This is a genomic window from Pseudomonas sp. RL_105y_Pfl2_101 (genome assembly GCF_963970585.1).
GTDB lineage: Bacteria > Pseudomonadota > Gammaproteobacteria > Pseudomonadales > Pseudomonadaceae > Aquipseudomonas.
In genome coordinates this window covers 552,797-565,915 of record NZ_CAXAPG010000001.1, presented here as the reverse complement: position 1 = coordinate 565,915, position 13,119 = coordinate 552,797, and the positions used below count along the sequence as shown (strand labels likewise).

12 protein-coding genes are annotated in these 13,119 nt (G+C 62.3%); 9 read left to right on the top strand and 3 right to left on the bottom strand.

Annotated features, from left to right (window positions below):
* The first annotated feature begins 5 nt into the window (after window positions 1–5).
* Both AACY31_RS02510 and AACY31_RS02505 read left to right on the top strand, forming a co-directional pair.
* Window positions 6–791: an aspartyl/asparaginyl beta-hydroxylase domain-containing protein gene (locus AACY31_RS02510; RefSeq protein WP_339481343.1), complete on the top strand. Its 786-nt coding sequence runs from the start codon at window positions 6–8 to the stop codon at window positions 789–791.
* Window positions 779–1,732 carry a sulfotransferase family protein gene (locus tag AACY31_RS02505; protein WP_339481345.1) on the top strand — a complete coding sequence of 318 codons (954 nt, stop codon included), beginning with the start codon at window positions 779–781 and terminating at the stop codon, window positions 1,730–1,732. Before AACY31_RS02510 ends, AACY31_RS02505 begins: the two co-directional genes overlap by 13 nt.
* A gap of 34 nt (window positions 1,733–1,766) precedes the next feature.
* Here the strand turns inward: AACY31_RS02505 and AACY31_RS02500 are convergent, their stop codons facing one another.
* Both AACY31_RS02500 and AACY31_RS02495 read right to left on the bottom strand, forming a co-directional pair.
* Window positions 1,767–2,528: a slipin family protein gene (locus tag AACY31_RS02500; protein ID WP_339481347.1), complete on the bottom strand. Its 762-nt coding sequence runs from the start codon at window positions 2,526–2,528 to the stop codon at window positions 1,767–1,769.
* A 1-nt stretch (window position 2,529) separates the two neighbouring features.
* Complete coding sequence (locus AACY31_RS02495; RefSeq protein ID WP_339481348.1) at window positions 2,530–3,054, bottom strand: NfeD family protein; 525 nt, start codon at window positions 3,052–3,054, stop codon at window positions 2,530–2,532.
* Window positions 3,055–3,202: 148 nt separating this feature from the next.
* Here AACY31_RS02495 and AACY31_RS02490 point away from each other — a divergent pair, with 148 nt between their 5' ends.
* The 4 genes from AACY31_RS02490 to AACY31_RS02475 all read left to right on the top strand — a co-directional run bounded on the left by AACY31_RS02490 (window position 3,203) and on the right by AACY31_RS02475 (window position 6,325).
* Window positions 3,203–3,448: a DUF2789 domain-containing protein gene (locus AACY31_RS02490; RefSeq protein ID WP_339481349.1), complete on the top strand. Its 246-nt coding sequence runs from the start codon at window positions 3,203–3,205 to the stop codon at window positions 3,446–3,448.
* Window positions 3,449–3,659: 211 nt separating this feature from the next.
* Window positions 3,660–4,241 (top strand): alpha/beta hydrolase, encoded by a 582-nt coding sequence (locus AACY31_RS02485; protein ID WP_339481350.1) that lies wholly within the window; start codon window positions 3,660–3,662, stop codon window positions 4,239–4,241.
* Between the two features lie 46 nt (window positions 4,242–4,287).
* Entirely contained in the window at window positions 4,288–5,220 is a 933-nt protein-coding gene (locus AACY31_RS02480) for a sigma 54-interacting transcriptional regulator (RefSeq protein ID WP_339481351.1), read from the top strand.
* A gap of 322 nt (window positions 5,221–5,542) precedes the next feature.
* Entirely contained in the window at window positions 5,543–6,325 is a 783-nt protein-coding gene (locus AACY31_RS02475) for a MetQ/NlpA family ABC transporter substrate-binding protein (protein WP_339481352.1), read from the top strand.
* A 93-nt stretch (window positions 6,326–6,418) separates the two neighbouring features.
* Here the strand turns inward: AACY31_RS02475 and AACY31_RS02470 are convergent, their stop codons facing one another.
* Window positions 6,419–7,579, bottom strand: a complete 1,161-nt coding sequence (locus AACY31_RS02470) for an AAA family ATPase (RefSeq protein WP_339481353.1) — start codon at window positions 7,577–7,579, stop codon at window positions 6,419–6,421.
* A 240-nt stretch (window positions 7,580–7,819) separates the two neighbouring features.
* On the opposite strand from AACY31_RS02470, the gene AACY31_RS02465 reads away from it, so the two are divergent.
* Genes AACY31_RS02465 through AACY31_RS02455 form a run of 3 tightly spaced genes read left to right on the top strand, consistent with a single transcriptional unit; the run spans window position 7,820 to window position 13,028 of the window.
* On the top strand, window positions 7,820–8,923 hold the full coding sequence (locus AACY31_RS02465; protein ID WP_339481355.1) for an efflux RND transporter periplasmic adaptor subunit: 1,104 nt from the start codon (window positions 7,820–7,822) through the stop codon (window positions 8,921–8,923).
* Window positions 8,920–9,984, top strand: a complete 1,065-nt coding sequence (locus AACY31_RS02460) for an efflux RND transporter periplasmic adaptor subunit (RefSeq protein WP_339492965.1) — start codon at window positions 8,920–8,922, stop codon at window positions 9,982–9,984. Before AACY31_RS02465 ends, AACY31_RS02460 begins: the two co-directional genes overlap by 4 nt.
* A complete protein-coding gene (locus AACY31_RS02455; protein WP_339492964.1) occupies window positions 9,981–13,028 on the top strand; it encodes an efflux RND transporter permease subunit in 3,048 nt (1,015 codons plus the stop codon). Before AACY31_RS02460 ends, AACY31_RS02455 begins: the two co-directional genes overlap by 4 nt.
* Window positions 13,029–13,119 lie beyond the last annotated feature (91 nt).

Sequence of the window (13,119 nt, the reverse complement as noted above, 5' to 3'; positions counted from 1 at the left end):
CAGGCATGACGCGCCCGGCGTTTTCCCGGCTGCCAGTGTCGGTGAACCTGCCGTTGCTGTTGCAGGCACTGGCCGCCATTGAAGACGAGCGCTGGCAGGGGCATTTCAACCATGCCTATTACAGCGGCGACTGGAGTGGGGTGGCGCTGATTTCGGCGGCCGATGCCGTCACCGAGCTGTCGCCGGGGCGCGGTCAGCCCTTGCACCGCGCGCCTTGGTCAACGGATGGCCGCTGGCACGAAGCGTTGCGCGACTGGCCCCTGGAGATTGTTTCGGCCCGGCTGCTACGGCTCGGGCCCGACGGGTGCATCCACGAACATCGCGACTATGACCTGGGCGGGCCGGACGCCGACCTGCGCCTGCACGTGCCGCTGCTCAGCTCGCCTGGCGTGGACTTCTTTCTGGATGGGCAAATCATTGCGATGACGGCGGGCGAGTGCTGGTTTCTCGACTTGGCGCGGCCTCATCGGGTGGTGAATCGAAGTGCTCTTTCGCGGGTTCACCTGGTGCTCGATTGTCGCCCCGGACCGTGGCTGGCCCAGCAGATCGCCGATGGGCTGCCCACCACCCCCGCCGCGGGCGTCGGGCAAAGCGACTTTGTCCGCTTTCAGCAGCGCGTGGCAACCGATCCTGACCTCGCCCGCACCTTGCAGAGCCTGCGCGACCTCGACGCTTTCATTGAGTCGGCGCTGGCGCTGGGGGCCGAGCAAGGGCTTCATTTCACCCGGGAAGAATTGCGCGCTGCGATGCGCGCCGGTCGCCAGCAGTGGAGAAACCAGTGGAAGACCTGAACCTGCACGGCTGGCTGCCGATCCGCGTAGGGCAAGAGGCCGGGCAATGGTGGGTCGATTGGTGCTGGTTTGGCGACGCGCGACTGTCGCAGCCTTTTTTCGGCGACGCCGTGGAAGACGCCCTGCGCTTGCCCTTCAACCAGGCGTTCCACCGCCAGACACCCTTGGACGTGCTCGGTCAGTGGCAACGACAAAGCCCGGGTCTGGCGCCCAGTGCGTTCATTTTTCATGCTTCCCGCTGCGGCTCGACATTGATCAGCCAGATGCTTGCCCAGTTGGACGACCACATCGTCATCTCGGAACCGCCGCCCCTGGATACCCTGCTGCGCAGTGATTTGCCACCGGCCGAGCGGTGCGTGGCACTCAAGGGTTTGATGTCGGCCTACGGGCAGCGCCGCCGAGGTGTGGAGCAACGCCTGGTGGTCAAGCTCGACGCCTGGAACATCGGTGAGCTGGCGCTGTTGCGAGAATGTTTTCCCGACACGCCTTGGCTGTTCCTGTACCGCGATCCCTTGGAAATCGCCGTCTCCCATCTGCGTCGTCCTGGCATGCACATGGTGCCGGGGATGATCGGGACGAGTGTCTTGGACGATGGCTTGCCGTTCAGTGGCCCGGAAGATTTCATCTCGCGCCGGGTGGGGCGGTTGTTGGCGACGGGCTTGGAACACTGTCAGGCATTGACCGCAATGGCGGTCAACTACACCGAGTTGCCCGAGGCGATGACGGGCCGGCTGGCGGCGTTTTTCCGCCTCGATGAGGCGCAATGCAGGCAAGTGTTCGCCGCCGTGGGGCAGCATGCCAAGCAGCCGGCGCAGGCGTTTGTCGGCGATAGCGAGGACAAGCGCCGGGAAGCTTCGGCGTTGTTGCGTGAGCGGGTCATGCGCTGGGCGCAGGGGCCTTATGAAACACTCGAAACATTGCACTGTGGCAAGGGGATTTAGCAAAACGTCGCCGCGCCCCACAGTGAGCAACGCATCAAGTTTTGTTGGGCGACAACTCCGCCATCCCCTTGAGCAATTCAATCGGCAAGGGGAAGACGATGGTGGAGCTTTTATCCCCGGCAATCGAGCCCAGCGTCTGCATGTAGCGCAACTGCATGGCGCCTGGCTGGCGACCGAGCATTTCGGCAGCCTGCATGAGTTTTTCCGAGGCTTGCAGCTCGCCTTCGGCGTGGATCACCTTGGCCCGGCGTTCCCGCTCGGCTTCGGCTTGTCGGGCGATGGCGCGGATCATGGATTCGTTGAGGTCCACGTGCTTGATCTCGACGTTCGCGACTTTGATGCCCCAGATGTCGGTCTGGGCGTCGAGCACCTGTTGGATATCGCTGTTCAATTGCTCGCGCTCGGCCAGCAGTTGGTCCAGGTCATGCTTGCCGAGGACCGCACGCAACGTGGTCTGGGCCAGTTGACTGGTGGCCATGAGGAAGTTTTCGACCTGGATGATGGCTTTCTGCGGATCGAGCACACGGAAATACAGCACCGCGTTGACCTTCACCGAGACGTTGTCGTGGGTGATCACGTCCTGGGCTGGCACGTCGAGGACAATGGTGCGCAGATCGACGCGGATCATCTGCTGCACCACCGGGATCAGCAGGATCAACCCCGGCCCCTTGACCTGCCAGAATCGACCGAGCTGAAACACCACTGCCCGTTCGTATTCACGCAGGATCCGGAATGTCGAAGCCGCCAGTGCGATCAACAGCAGCAACAGCAGCGTAAAACCGATTTGCATGCCCATCTCATACCCCTCCTGAGTCAGCGGCGGCTACTTCCAGCAGCAAACCCTTGCGTGCGATGACTCGCACCGCTTGCCCAGGCCGCAGCGGTGTTGCGCTTGCCACCTGCCAGCGTTCGCCTTCCAACTGGACCCAGCCATGATGATGATTGCCGGCCTGCAACGCGGTCACTGCCGTGACGCTACCCAACAGCGCGGCATCGCCGCTGACAGGCTGGCGCGGCCGTGTTTTCAATGCACGGACCAACAGGACGATCAGCAGCAGGGCGCTGACCAGGCCCAGGCCGAGCATCAGCGGAACCGGGACGTCGGCGTTGGTCAGGATGACCGCGCCGATCACACACAGGACAATCCCGCCCAGCCCCGCGACGCCATAATTGGGCAGGGCCGCCTCGAAGACCAGCAAGCTCACGCCAACGGCGATCAGCCAGAAACCCATGGGATCGGTGCCCGGCAGAACCGGGCCGTCGGCGCCGAACGCAGGCCCGCTGATCGCCAGCAGCGCAACCGTTAACCAATGAATGTTCACAGGATCCTCCGCAACGTGTATTCGTCGGGATGTTATCCAAAGTCTAGTCGAATCGAGGGCTGATTGAATTTTGATCAGTCTGGCGGTCGTCGAGGGGCTAGACTGCGGAGAAACACCCAGCCATCTCCATTATGTTCAGGAGGCCCGTATGGAACCCCCAATTCACCCTCTTTCCTCTTTATTCAAGCAACTGGGCTTGCCCGATGACGCTCAGGGCATTGATCAATTTATCACCAGCCATTCCCCCCTCAAGCCTGGGCTGCACCTGGCCGATGCGTTTTTCTGGAGCGAGAGCCAGCGGCAAATGCTGCGCGACGAAATCCTCGAGGATGCGGACTGGGCGGAAGTGATAGACCAGTTGGATGTGTTGTTGCGCAAGGGGCGTAGCGAGTGAGGCACATACCAAGCCTATGCGGGCTTGCTCGCGAATGCGTCGTGTCAGGCAACATCAGTGTCAACTGATCCACCGCTTTCGCGAGCAAGCCCGCTCCCACAGAGATGCTCGCTTATTCTTTATTTGCATTAACAAATAGCTTCTTATTCCTTAAACAATATAGCTCTCCTCCCTATACTCGTCCGGGAACAGACACGCAGGAGAGCCCCCCATGCGCAACGAATCGATTCGCTACCTGATTGTGCCGGGCTGGCAAGGATCGCCGCAAAATCATTGGCAAACCCACTGGCAGAACAGCCTGCCCAACAGCGCCAGGGTCGAGCAGGCCGACTGGGTCACGCCCCGGCGTGAAGACTGGGTCGCGGCGTTGGCCGAGGCCGTGGCCGCCGACAGCACGCCAGTGATCCTGATTGCCCATAGCCTGGGCTGCATCACGGTGGCCCATTGGGCCGCCACCGCGCCGGTGCAGTTTCTGCGGCAGGTGCGTGGGGCGTTGCTGGTGGCGCCGGCGGATGTCGAGCGGCCGACCTGTGTTCCGGCGCTGCGCAACTTCGCGCCGATTCCCACCGCTTTGTTGCCGTTCCCAAGCCAAGTGGTCAGCTCTGACAACGACGCCGCCGTGAGCGCCCCGCGCGCCCTGGCGCTGGCGCGCAACTGGGGGGCCGAGGCCGGGATCCTGGCCGGGGCCGGGCATATCAATGTGAAGTCCGGTCACCAGCGTTGGGAGCAGGGTTTCGCTTACCTCTATCGCCTGCAAAACCGCATGGAGCATCACGCCCTGCGCCGCGCCTGAATGTTTAGCGCCCGCCGTCTCCCGGCGGTCTGGGCGGGAGCTTGTCATGAGTTTGCATGAAACCTTCGGTCAGCCGTTGCTGACCTTTCCCGATGCGGAAAAAAGCCCCCTGAGCATTCGCGCCAAGGCGCTGGTGTTCGTCGACCCTCGTTCGCGGCAGTTGCGCCAGGCGTTGGAGCAACTGGCGCCCCGGGCGATCTCGGTGCTGATACGCGGCGAAACCGGTAGCGGCAAGGAACTGCTGGCCCGGCATATCCACCGTGAAAGTGATCGCGGCGGGTTGTTTGTGTCGGTCAACTGCGGCGCCATCAGCCCGACCTACGCCGACGCCGAACTGTTCGGCTATGCCGCCGGCAGCTACAGCGGCTCCGCCAGCAGCCGGGCCGGTTGGTTTGGTTCGGCCAATGGCGGCACCCTCTACTTGGATGAAATCGGTGATTTACCGCTGCCGATCCAGATCAAACTGCTGGCGGCCCTGGAGAACCACGAAGTCACCCGTGTGGGCGCGCATCAGCCCAGCCCGGTGGATGTCCGCCTGGTGGCAGCGACCAGCATCGACCTGGCGCAAGCGGTGGCGGCCGGAAAATTCCACGAACGGCTCTACCATTACCTTGGCGAAGGCCAGCTGGAGCTGCCGGCCCTGCGCGAACGGGTGGGCGATATTCTGTCCCTGGCCGAATACTTTCTGGGCATCTACAGCCAGCGACTCGGCCTCACGGTGCCGCTGATCAGTGAAGCGGCGCAGTATGCCCTCGAGCGGCACAGTTGGCCGGGCAACACCCGCGAGCTGGAAAACGTCATTCACTTCGCGTTGCTGGTGAGCACGGGGGATGAGATTTTGCCGGAGCACTTGAATCTGCCGTCCCAGCCTTCAGCCCTGGAGCTGATTGATCAGCAGGTGGCGCAGGTCATTGCACGGGGTTCGGAGGCCGAGCGCACAGCCCTCAAGGCGCTGCTCAATCGTGCAGGAGCGGTGTAGGAGCGGTGTAGGAGCTGTCGAGTGCAACGAGGCTGCGATCTTGTCCCAGACAATTGAGTCGCAAGTGAAAAATCAAGATCAAGATCAAGATCAAAAGATCGCAGGCTTCGCCAGCTCCTACAGAAGCTTAGCGCGAGCACGCGCCCTCGCCGCAAAAGCGGTGTTTTCTATATGAGTAAAATGAATATGAACTTGAACAAAAGATATTGTTAAGGAATAAAAAATATCGGTATCGTCCGCATCACGCCAGCGATAGCACTTCACTGGCACTCCACATTTGGCCGTCGTCCATGACGACTGTGATTTTCGATAAGGACACTGCATGAAAAAGGTTCTGTTGTTCACCGCATTGGCGGCAGCCCTGGCCTCTGGCCTGGCCCAGGCCGTGGAGAAACTGGTCGTCGCGGCCACCCCGGTGCCCCACGCTGAGATTCTCGAGCTGATCAAGCCGGCCCTGGCCAAAGAAGGCGTGGACCTGGAAATCAAGGTCTTCACCGACTACGTGCAACCCAACGTACAGGTTGACCAGAAGCGCCTGGACGCCAACTACTTCCAGACCCTGCCCTACCTCAAGAGCTTCAACGAAGGCAAAGGCACCGATCTGGTGACCGTGATCGGTGTGCATGTGGAACCCTTCGGTGGCTACTCGAAGAAAGTCAAAAGCCTGGCCGAACTCAAGGACGGTGCGACCATCGCCATTCCCAACGAAGGCAGCAACAGTGGTCGCGCCCTGATCCTGTTGCAGAAGGCTGGCCTGATCGAGCTCAAGGATCCGAAAAACGCTCTGGCAACGCCCAAGGACATCGCCAAGAACCCGCACAACTTCAAGTTCAAGGAACTGGAATCGGCCATGCTGCCGCGTGTGCTGGACCAGGTCGACCTGGACATGATCAACACCAACTATGCCCTGGAAGCGGGTCTTAACCCAGCCAAGGATGCACTGGTGATCGAAGGCGCGGACTCGCCTTACGTCAACTTCCTGGTGGCCCGTCCGGACAACAAGGACAGCCCGGCCATCCAGAAGCTGGCCAAGGCCCTGACCAGCCCTGAAGTGAAGGCGTTCATCGAGAAGAAATACAGCGGCGCGGTACTGCCGGCGTTCTGATTCGCAGGCTAAACCCTTTCACGGTTTCAAACGCCGACGGCTGATACAGCGTCGGCGTTTTTTGTGCTCGCGATTCGGTTGAGCAGGCGCTCATTAATCCGGCCAATGCCACGCCGGTTCATCCAACACCCGCTGCCCGACAATCCCAGTCTGCCCAAGCTCCTTTTCCAGCACGATGCAATTGCAACCCTCATCCTGCTCCAAGGCGGTGATCAGGCGCGTGGCGTGGGACACCACCCAGACCTGGCAATTGACTGAAGCCCGGATGATCAGTCGCGCCAAGGCTGGCAACAAATCGGGGTGCAGGCTGGTTTCCGGTTCGTTGAGCACCATCAGCGAGGGCGGTCGTGGTGTGAGCAGGGCGGCTACCAGCAACAGATAGCGCAGGGTCCCGTCCGACAGTTCAGCGGCGGACAGCGGGCGCAGCAGGCCATGCTGTTGAAACGCGATGGCGAAACGTCCGCCCTGCAATTGCTCGATATGCAGGTGGGCACCGGGGAACGCGTCGCCGATGGCGGCATCCAAGGCCTCGACATCGCCGATTTCAAGGATGGTCTGCAGTGCAGCGGCCAGGTCGCGTCCGTCGTGGTGCAGCACCGGCGTGCGGGTGCCCAGTTGCGGTTGGCGCGCCGGGGCGTCGGCATCGCTGCGAAAATGGTCATAGAAGCGCCAGCGACGAATGAACTCGCGCATCTGCAAGACCTCGGGCGAAGTACGCAAGCTGCCGACCTGGTCGAACAGGCTGTCGAAGGTCGGCGTGTGCTGGGCCAGCACATCCCAGGAGCGGCCTTCGCGGGCACGGATCATCGGCCCGTTGCGGTCCACCAGCAGGCTGGCAGGCCGAAACACCGGGCCGGCCCAGATGCATTCGCGCTTGATTTCAGGGTCCAGTGAAAACGCTGAGCCACCGTTTGCCGACAAGCCCAAGGCAATCGAATAGTTGAAGTCTTCACCGGCGAAGCCCAGGCGCAGGCGCTTGGTATCCCGGCGCAGAGTTGCCTGGACCGGCACTTCGCCGTTGCGCATGCGCCGGCTGATTTCTTCAGGCCCGGCCCAGAAGGTCGAGTCCAGTCCACCTTCGCGGGCCAGAGCGTTGACCACCCCGCCCTGGGCTGTCTCGGCCAACAGGCGCAGGGCGCGGTACAGATTGGACTTGCCACTGCCGTTGGGACCGGTGATCAGGTTCAGCCGGCCCAGGGGGATGACCAGTTTATTGATCGAGCGATAGTTGGCCACCGCCAATGTCTTGAGCATGGGCAGACTCCTGCTGCATGGGTTCGTAGGAGCTGTCGAGCGAAGCGAGGCTGCGATCTTTCCGAACCCCATTGATTCTCAAGTGAAAGATCAAAAGATCGCAGCCTCGCTTCGCTCGGCAGCGCCTACAGGAGGCGATCAGTTTGCCCGAGTTGCTGCGTCCATTGTATTCGTTGAACCCTGTTCTAAGCTCACAGTCGTATCGTCACTGGTACGTCCGTACAGCGCCAAGGAGTCTGCATGGCTGGTCCCCGAATCAAACTGGTAGTTGGCTTGTGCCTCTGCGCGCTGCTGGCCGGATGCGGTGATCAAAAGCCTGTGGAAAAAGCCCTGCCACGGGTGTTCGTGCAGCAAGCCGTGCCCAGCGAATACGCCGCCTCGGTGACCCTGACCGGCGATGTCCAGGCGCGGGTGCAGACCGACCTGTCGTTTCGCGTGGGTGGCAAGATCATTGAGCGCAAGGTCGATGTCGGCGACCGGGTCTCGGCCCGGCAAGTGCTGGCCCGGCTCGATCCTCGGGACCTGCAGACCAACGTCGACTCCGCCGAGGCCCAGGTGGCTGCCGAGCAGGCGCGGGTCAAGCAGAGCGCGGCGGCGTTCGTGCGTCAGCACAAACTCTTGCCCAAGGGCTACACCAGCCAGAGCGAATACGACGCCGCCCAGGCTCAACTGCGCAGCAGCCAGAGTGCGCTCACCGCCGCCCAGGCCCAGCTGGCCAACGCCCGTGAACAACTGAGCTACACCGCACTGGTTGCCGAGGCACCGGGCATCATCACGGCGCGTCAGGCGGAAGTCGGCCAGGTAGTGCAGGCCACGGAGCCGATCTTCAGCCTGGCCCGGGACGGCGAACGCGACGCGGTGTTCAACATCTACGAATCGCTGTTGAGCGAACCGCCGTCGGACCCTGCAATCACCATCAGCTTGTTGGATAACCCCACCATCAAGACCACCGGCACGGTGCGTGAGATCACCCCGGCGGTGTCTGCCCAGACCGGCACCGTGCAGGTCAAGGTCACCCTTGATGATTTACCCGAAGGCATGCGCCTGGGCTCGGTGGTCAGCGCCACGGCCAAGTCCGCCGGCAAGCCCGCCTTCGAGCTGCCTTGGTCGGCACTGACCAAAAACCTCAGTGACCCGGCCGTGTGGCTGGTGGACGGCGAGGGCAAGGCGCAGTTGCAAACGGTGACCGTCGGCCGCTACCTGACCGGCAAGGTCATCATCAGCGACGGCCTCAAGGGCGGTGAGAAAATCATCACCGCAGGCGGGCAACTGCTCCACCCCGGCGTACGCGTCGAGATTGCTGAAAACACCGCTGAAAAAACAACGCCGGGAGTTCAGCCATGAAGCGCTTGTGGATGATCTCGGCCGGCCTCTTACTGGCCGCCTGCTCCAAGGAGGAAGCGCCGCCCGAACCGGTGCGTCCGGTGTTGTCCGTTGAGGTCAGGGCCCTCGACCAGCAAGCGCTTGGGCGGTTCGCCGGGAATATCCAGGCTCGCTACGAGAGCAACGTGGGTTTCCGCGTGCCAGGACGGATCGCCAGTCGCAATGTCGATGTCGGCGCGCAGGTGAAGAAGGGCGACCTGCTTGCCACGCTCGATCCCACCGACCAGCAGAACCAGTTGCGCGTCGCCCAGGGCGATCTGGCGCGGATCGAGGCGCAATACATCAATGCCCAGGCCAATGCCCGTCGCCAGCAACAATTGTTCGACCGTGGCGTCGGTGCCCAGGCGCAGTTGGACATCGCCCAGACCGACTTGAAAACCACCGGCGCCTCTCTCGAACAAGCCCGGGCCTCGGTGGAGCAGGCCCGCGACCAGCTCAACTATAGCGAACTGCACACCGACCACGACGCCGTCGTCACCGCCTGGAATGCCGAGGCCGGGCAGGTGGTCACCGCCGGCCAGCAAGTGGTGACTCTGGCTCGCCCGGACATCAAGGAAGCGGTGATCGACCTGCCGGCCGGGCTGGTCGAGCGCCTGCCCTCGGACGTGGTGTTCGAGGTTGCCGCGCAAATGGACCCGAGCATCCACACCAGCGCCACCGTGCGCGAGATCGAACCCCAGGCCCAGAGCGCCACCCGCACGCGCCGCGCGCGTCTGACGTTGGTCGATACACCGCCAGGTTTTCGTCTGGGCACGGCCATCAGTGTGACCCTGAGTTCGACCATCGAGCCGCGCATCGAGCTGCCACTCAGCGCGTTGCAAGAGATCGACGGCAAGGCGCGGATCTGGCTGGTCGACCCGCACAGCCAGACCGTCTCACCCCGTGACGTGCGGATTCTCGAACGTTCGGCCAGCTCGGTGCTGGTGGCCAACGGCATCAAGGCTGGCGATCGCGTGGTCAGTGCGGGTGTGAACAGTCTCCAGCCGGGGCAGAAAGTGAAACTCGACGAGGACGCACGATGAAAGGGCCTTTCAACCTGTCCGAATGGGCCCTGCGGCATCAGTCATTCGTCTGGTATCTGATGTTCGTTGCATTGTTGATGGGCGTGTTTTCGTACATGAACCTGGGGCGCGAAGAAGACCCATCGTTCACCATCAAGACCATGGTCATCCAGACCCGTTGGCCCGGCGCGACCCAAGAGGAAACCCTCAAGCAGGTCACCGACCGCATCGAGAAAAAACTCGAAGAGCTCGATTCCCTCGACTACGTCAAAAGCTACACCCGCCCGGGAGAGTCGACGGTGTTCGTGTACCTGCGTGATACCACCGGGGCCAAGGAAATCCCCGAGATCTGGTATCAGGTACGCAAGAAGATCAACGACATTCGCGGCGATTTCCCTGACGGCTTGCAAGGGCCTGGCTTTAACGACGAGTTCGGTGACGTGTACGGTTCGGTGTACGCCTTCACCGGCGATGGCCTGTCGATGCGCCAGTTGCGCGACTACGTGGAACAGGCGCGCGCCGAGATCCGTGACGTGCCCGGCCTGGGCAAGGTCGAGATGGTGGGCGAGCAGGACGAAGTGCTGTACCTGAACTTCTCCACGCGCAAACTCGCCGCGCTGGGCATCGATCAGCGCCAGGTGGTGCAGAACCTGCAATCGCAGAATGCCGTGACCCCGGCCGGGGTGATCGACGCCGGGCCGGAGCGGATTTCCGTGCGCACGTCCGGGCAGTTCCAGTCGGAAAAAGATCTGGCCAATGTCAACCTGCGGCTCAAGGACCGCTTCTATCGACTGGCCGACATCGCTGACATCAGCCGGGGTTACGTCGACCCCGCTACACCGATGTTCCGTTTCAACGGTACGCCGGCCATCGGCCTCGCCATCGCGATGAAAAAGGGCGGCAACATCCAGGACTTCGGCAAGGCGCTGCATGCGCGCATGACCGAACTGACCGCCGACCTGCCGGTGGGCGTTGGCGTGCACACCGTGTCGGACCAGGCCGAAGTGGTTGAGGAGGCGGTCGGCGGCTTTACCAGTGCCTTGTTCGAGGCGGTGATTATCGTGCTGGCCGTCAGCTTCGTCAGCCTCGGCGTCAGGGCCGGACTGGTGGTGGCCTGTTCGATTCCGCTGGTGCTGGCGATGGTCTTCCTGTTCATGGAATACAGCGGCATCACCATGCAACGGATTTCCCTCGGTGCGTTGATCATCGCCCTTGGCCTGCTGGTGGACGATGCGATGATCACCGTGGAGATGATGGTCACGCGCCTGGAAAAAGGCGACAGCAAGGAACAGGCCGCGACTTTTGCCTATACCTCGACGGCGTTCCCGATGCTCACCGGGACCCTGGTGACGGTCGCCGGGTTCGTGCCCATTGGCCTGAACGCCAGCTCCGCCGGCGAATACACCTTCACCCTGTTCGCGGTCATCGCCGTGGCGATGCTGGTGTCATGGGTCGTCGCGGTGTTGTTTGCCCCGGTGATCGGCGTGCACATCCTCAGCACCCACGTAAAACCCCACAGCGCCGAGCCGGGGCGGATCGGCCGGGCGTTCAACGGCGGCCTGCTGTGGGCAATGCGCAATCGCTGGTGGGCCATCGGCATCACCGTGCTGCTGTTCGTGCTGTCGGTGTTTTGCATGCGCTTTGTGCAGAATCAGTTCTTCCCCTCCTCGGATCGGCCGGAAATCCTGGTGGACCTCAACCTGCCGCAAAACGCCTCGATGGACGAGACTCGCCGGGTGGTCGATCGCCTGGAAGCGACCCTCAAGGGCGACCCGGACATCGAGCGCTGGAGCACCTACATTGGCGAGGGCGCGATTCGTTTTTACCTGCCGCTGGACCAGCAATTGCAGAACCCGTACTACGCGCAACTGGTGATTGTCAGCAAAGGCCTGGAGTCGCGCACGGCCCTCACCGAGCGCCTGCAAAAGCGTCTGCGTGAAGATTTCGTCGGGGTTGGCAGCTACGTGCAGGCCCTGGAAATGGGCCCGCCGGTGGGAAGGCCGATTCAGTACCGGGTCAGCGGCAAGGACATCGACCGGGTGCGCAAGCATGCGATCGAACTGGCCACCGAGCTGGACAAGAACTCGCACATTGGCGAAATCATTTACGACTGGAACGAACCGGGCAAGGTGCTGCGCATCGACATCGCCCAGGACAAGGCGCGGCAGTTGGGCTTGTCTTCCGATGATGTGGCCAGGCTGATGAACAGCATCGTCAGCGGCTCGCCAGTGACTCAGGTCAACGACGATATTTATCTGATCGACGTGGTCGGTCGTGCCGAAGATGCCGAGCGTGGTTCGCCGGAAACCCTGCAGAACCTGCAAATCGTTACCCCGGGCGGCATCTCGATTCCGTTACTGGCGTTCGCCACGGTGCGCTATGAACTGGAACAGCCCTTGGTGTGGCGTCGTGACCGCAAGCCGACCATCACCATCAAGGCTGCTGTGCGCGACGAGATTCAGCCCACCGATCTGGTCAAGCAACTGCAACCGCAGATCGACACGTTCGCCGCCGGCCTGCCAGTGGGCTACAAGGTCGCCACGGGCGGTACGGTGGAAGAGAGCAGCAAGGCCCAAGGGCCGATCGCCAGTGTCGTGCCGTTGATGCTGTTCTTGATGGCGACCTTCCTGATGATCCAACTGCACAGCGTGCAGAAGCTGTTCCTGGTGGCGAGCGTCGCGCCCCTGGGGTTGATCGGCGTGGTGCTGGCGCTGGTGCCGACGGGCACGCCCATGGGTTTCGTGGCGATCCTCGGGATCCTCGCGTTGATTGGCATCATCATTCGTAACTCGGTGATCCTGGTGACCCAGATCGATCAATACGAACGTGACGGTTACGAGCCCTGGGATGCGGTGGTGGAAGCCACCGAGCACCGGCGCCGGCCGATCCTGCTCACGGCGGCTGCGGCGAGCCTGGCGATGATCCCGATTGCCCGGGAAGTGTTCTGGGGGCCGATGGCCTACGCGATGATCGGTGGGATCATCATCGCGACGCTACTGACGTTGCTTTTCCTGCCGGCGCTGTATGTGGCCTGGTACAAGATCCGCGAGCCGAAGCGCGATTGAATTGGCGTTAAATCATGAGGGCCGTGTGCAGCCCATCGCGAGCAAGCTTTGCTCCCACAGTTGGATCTTTGCGAAGACAGAATCTGAATTC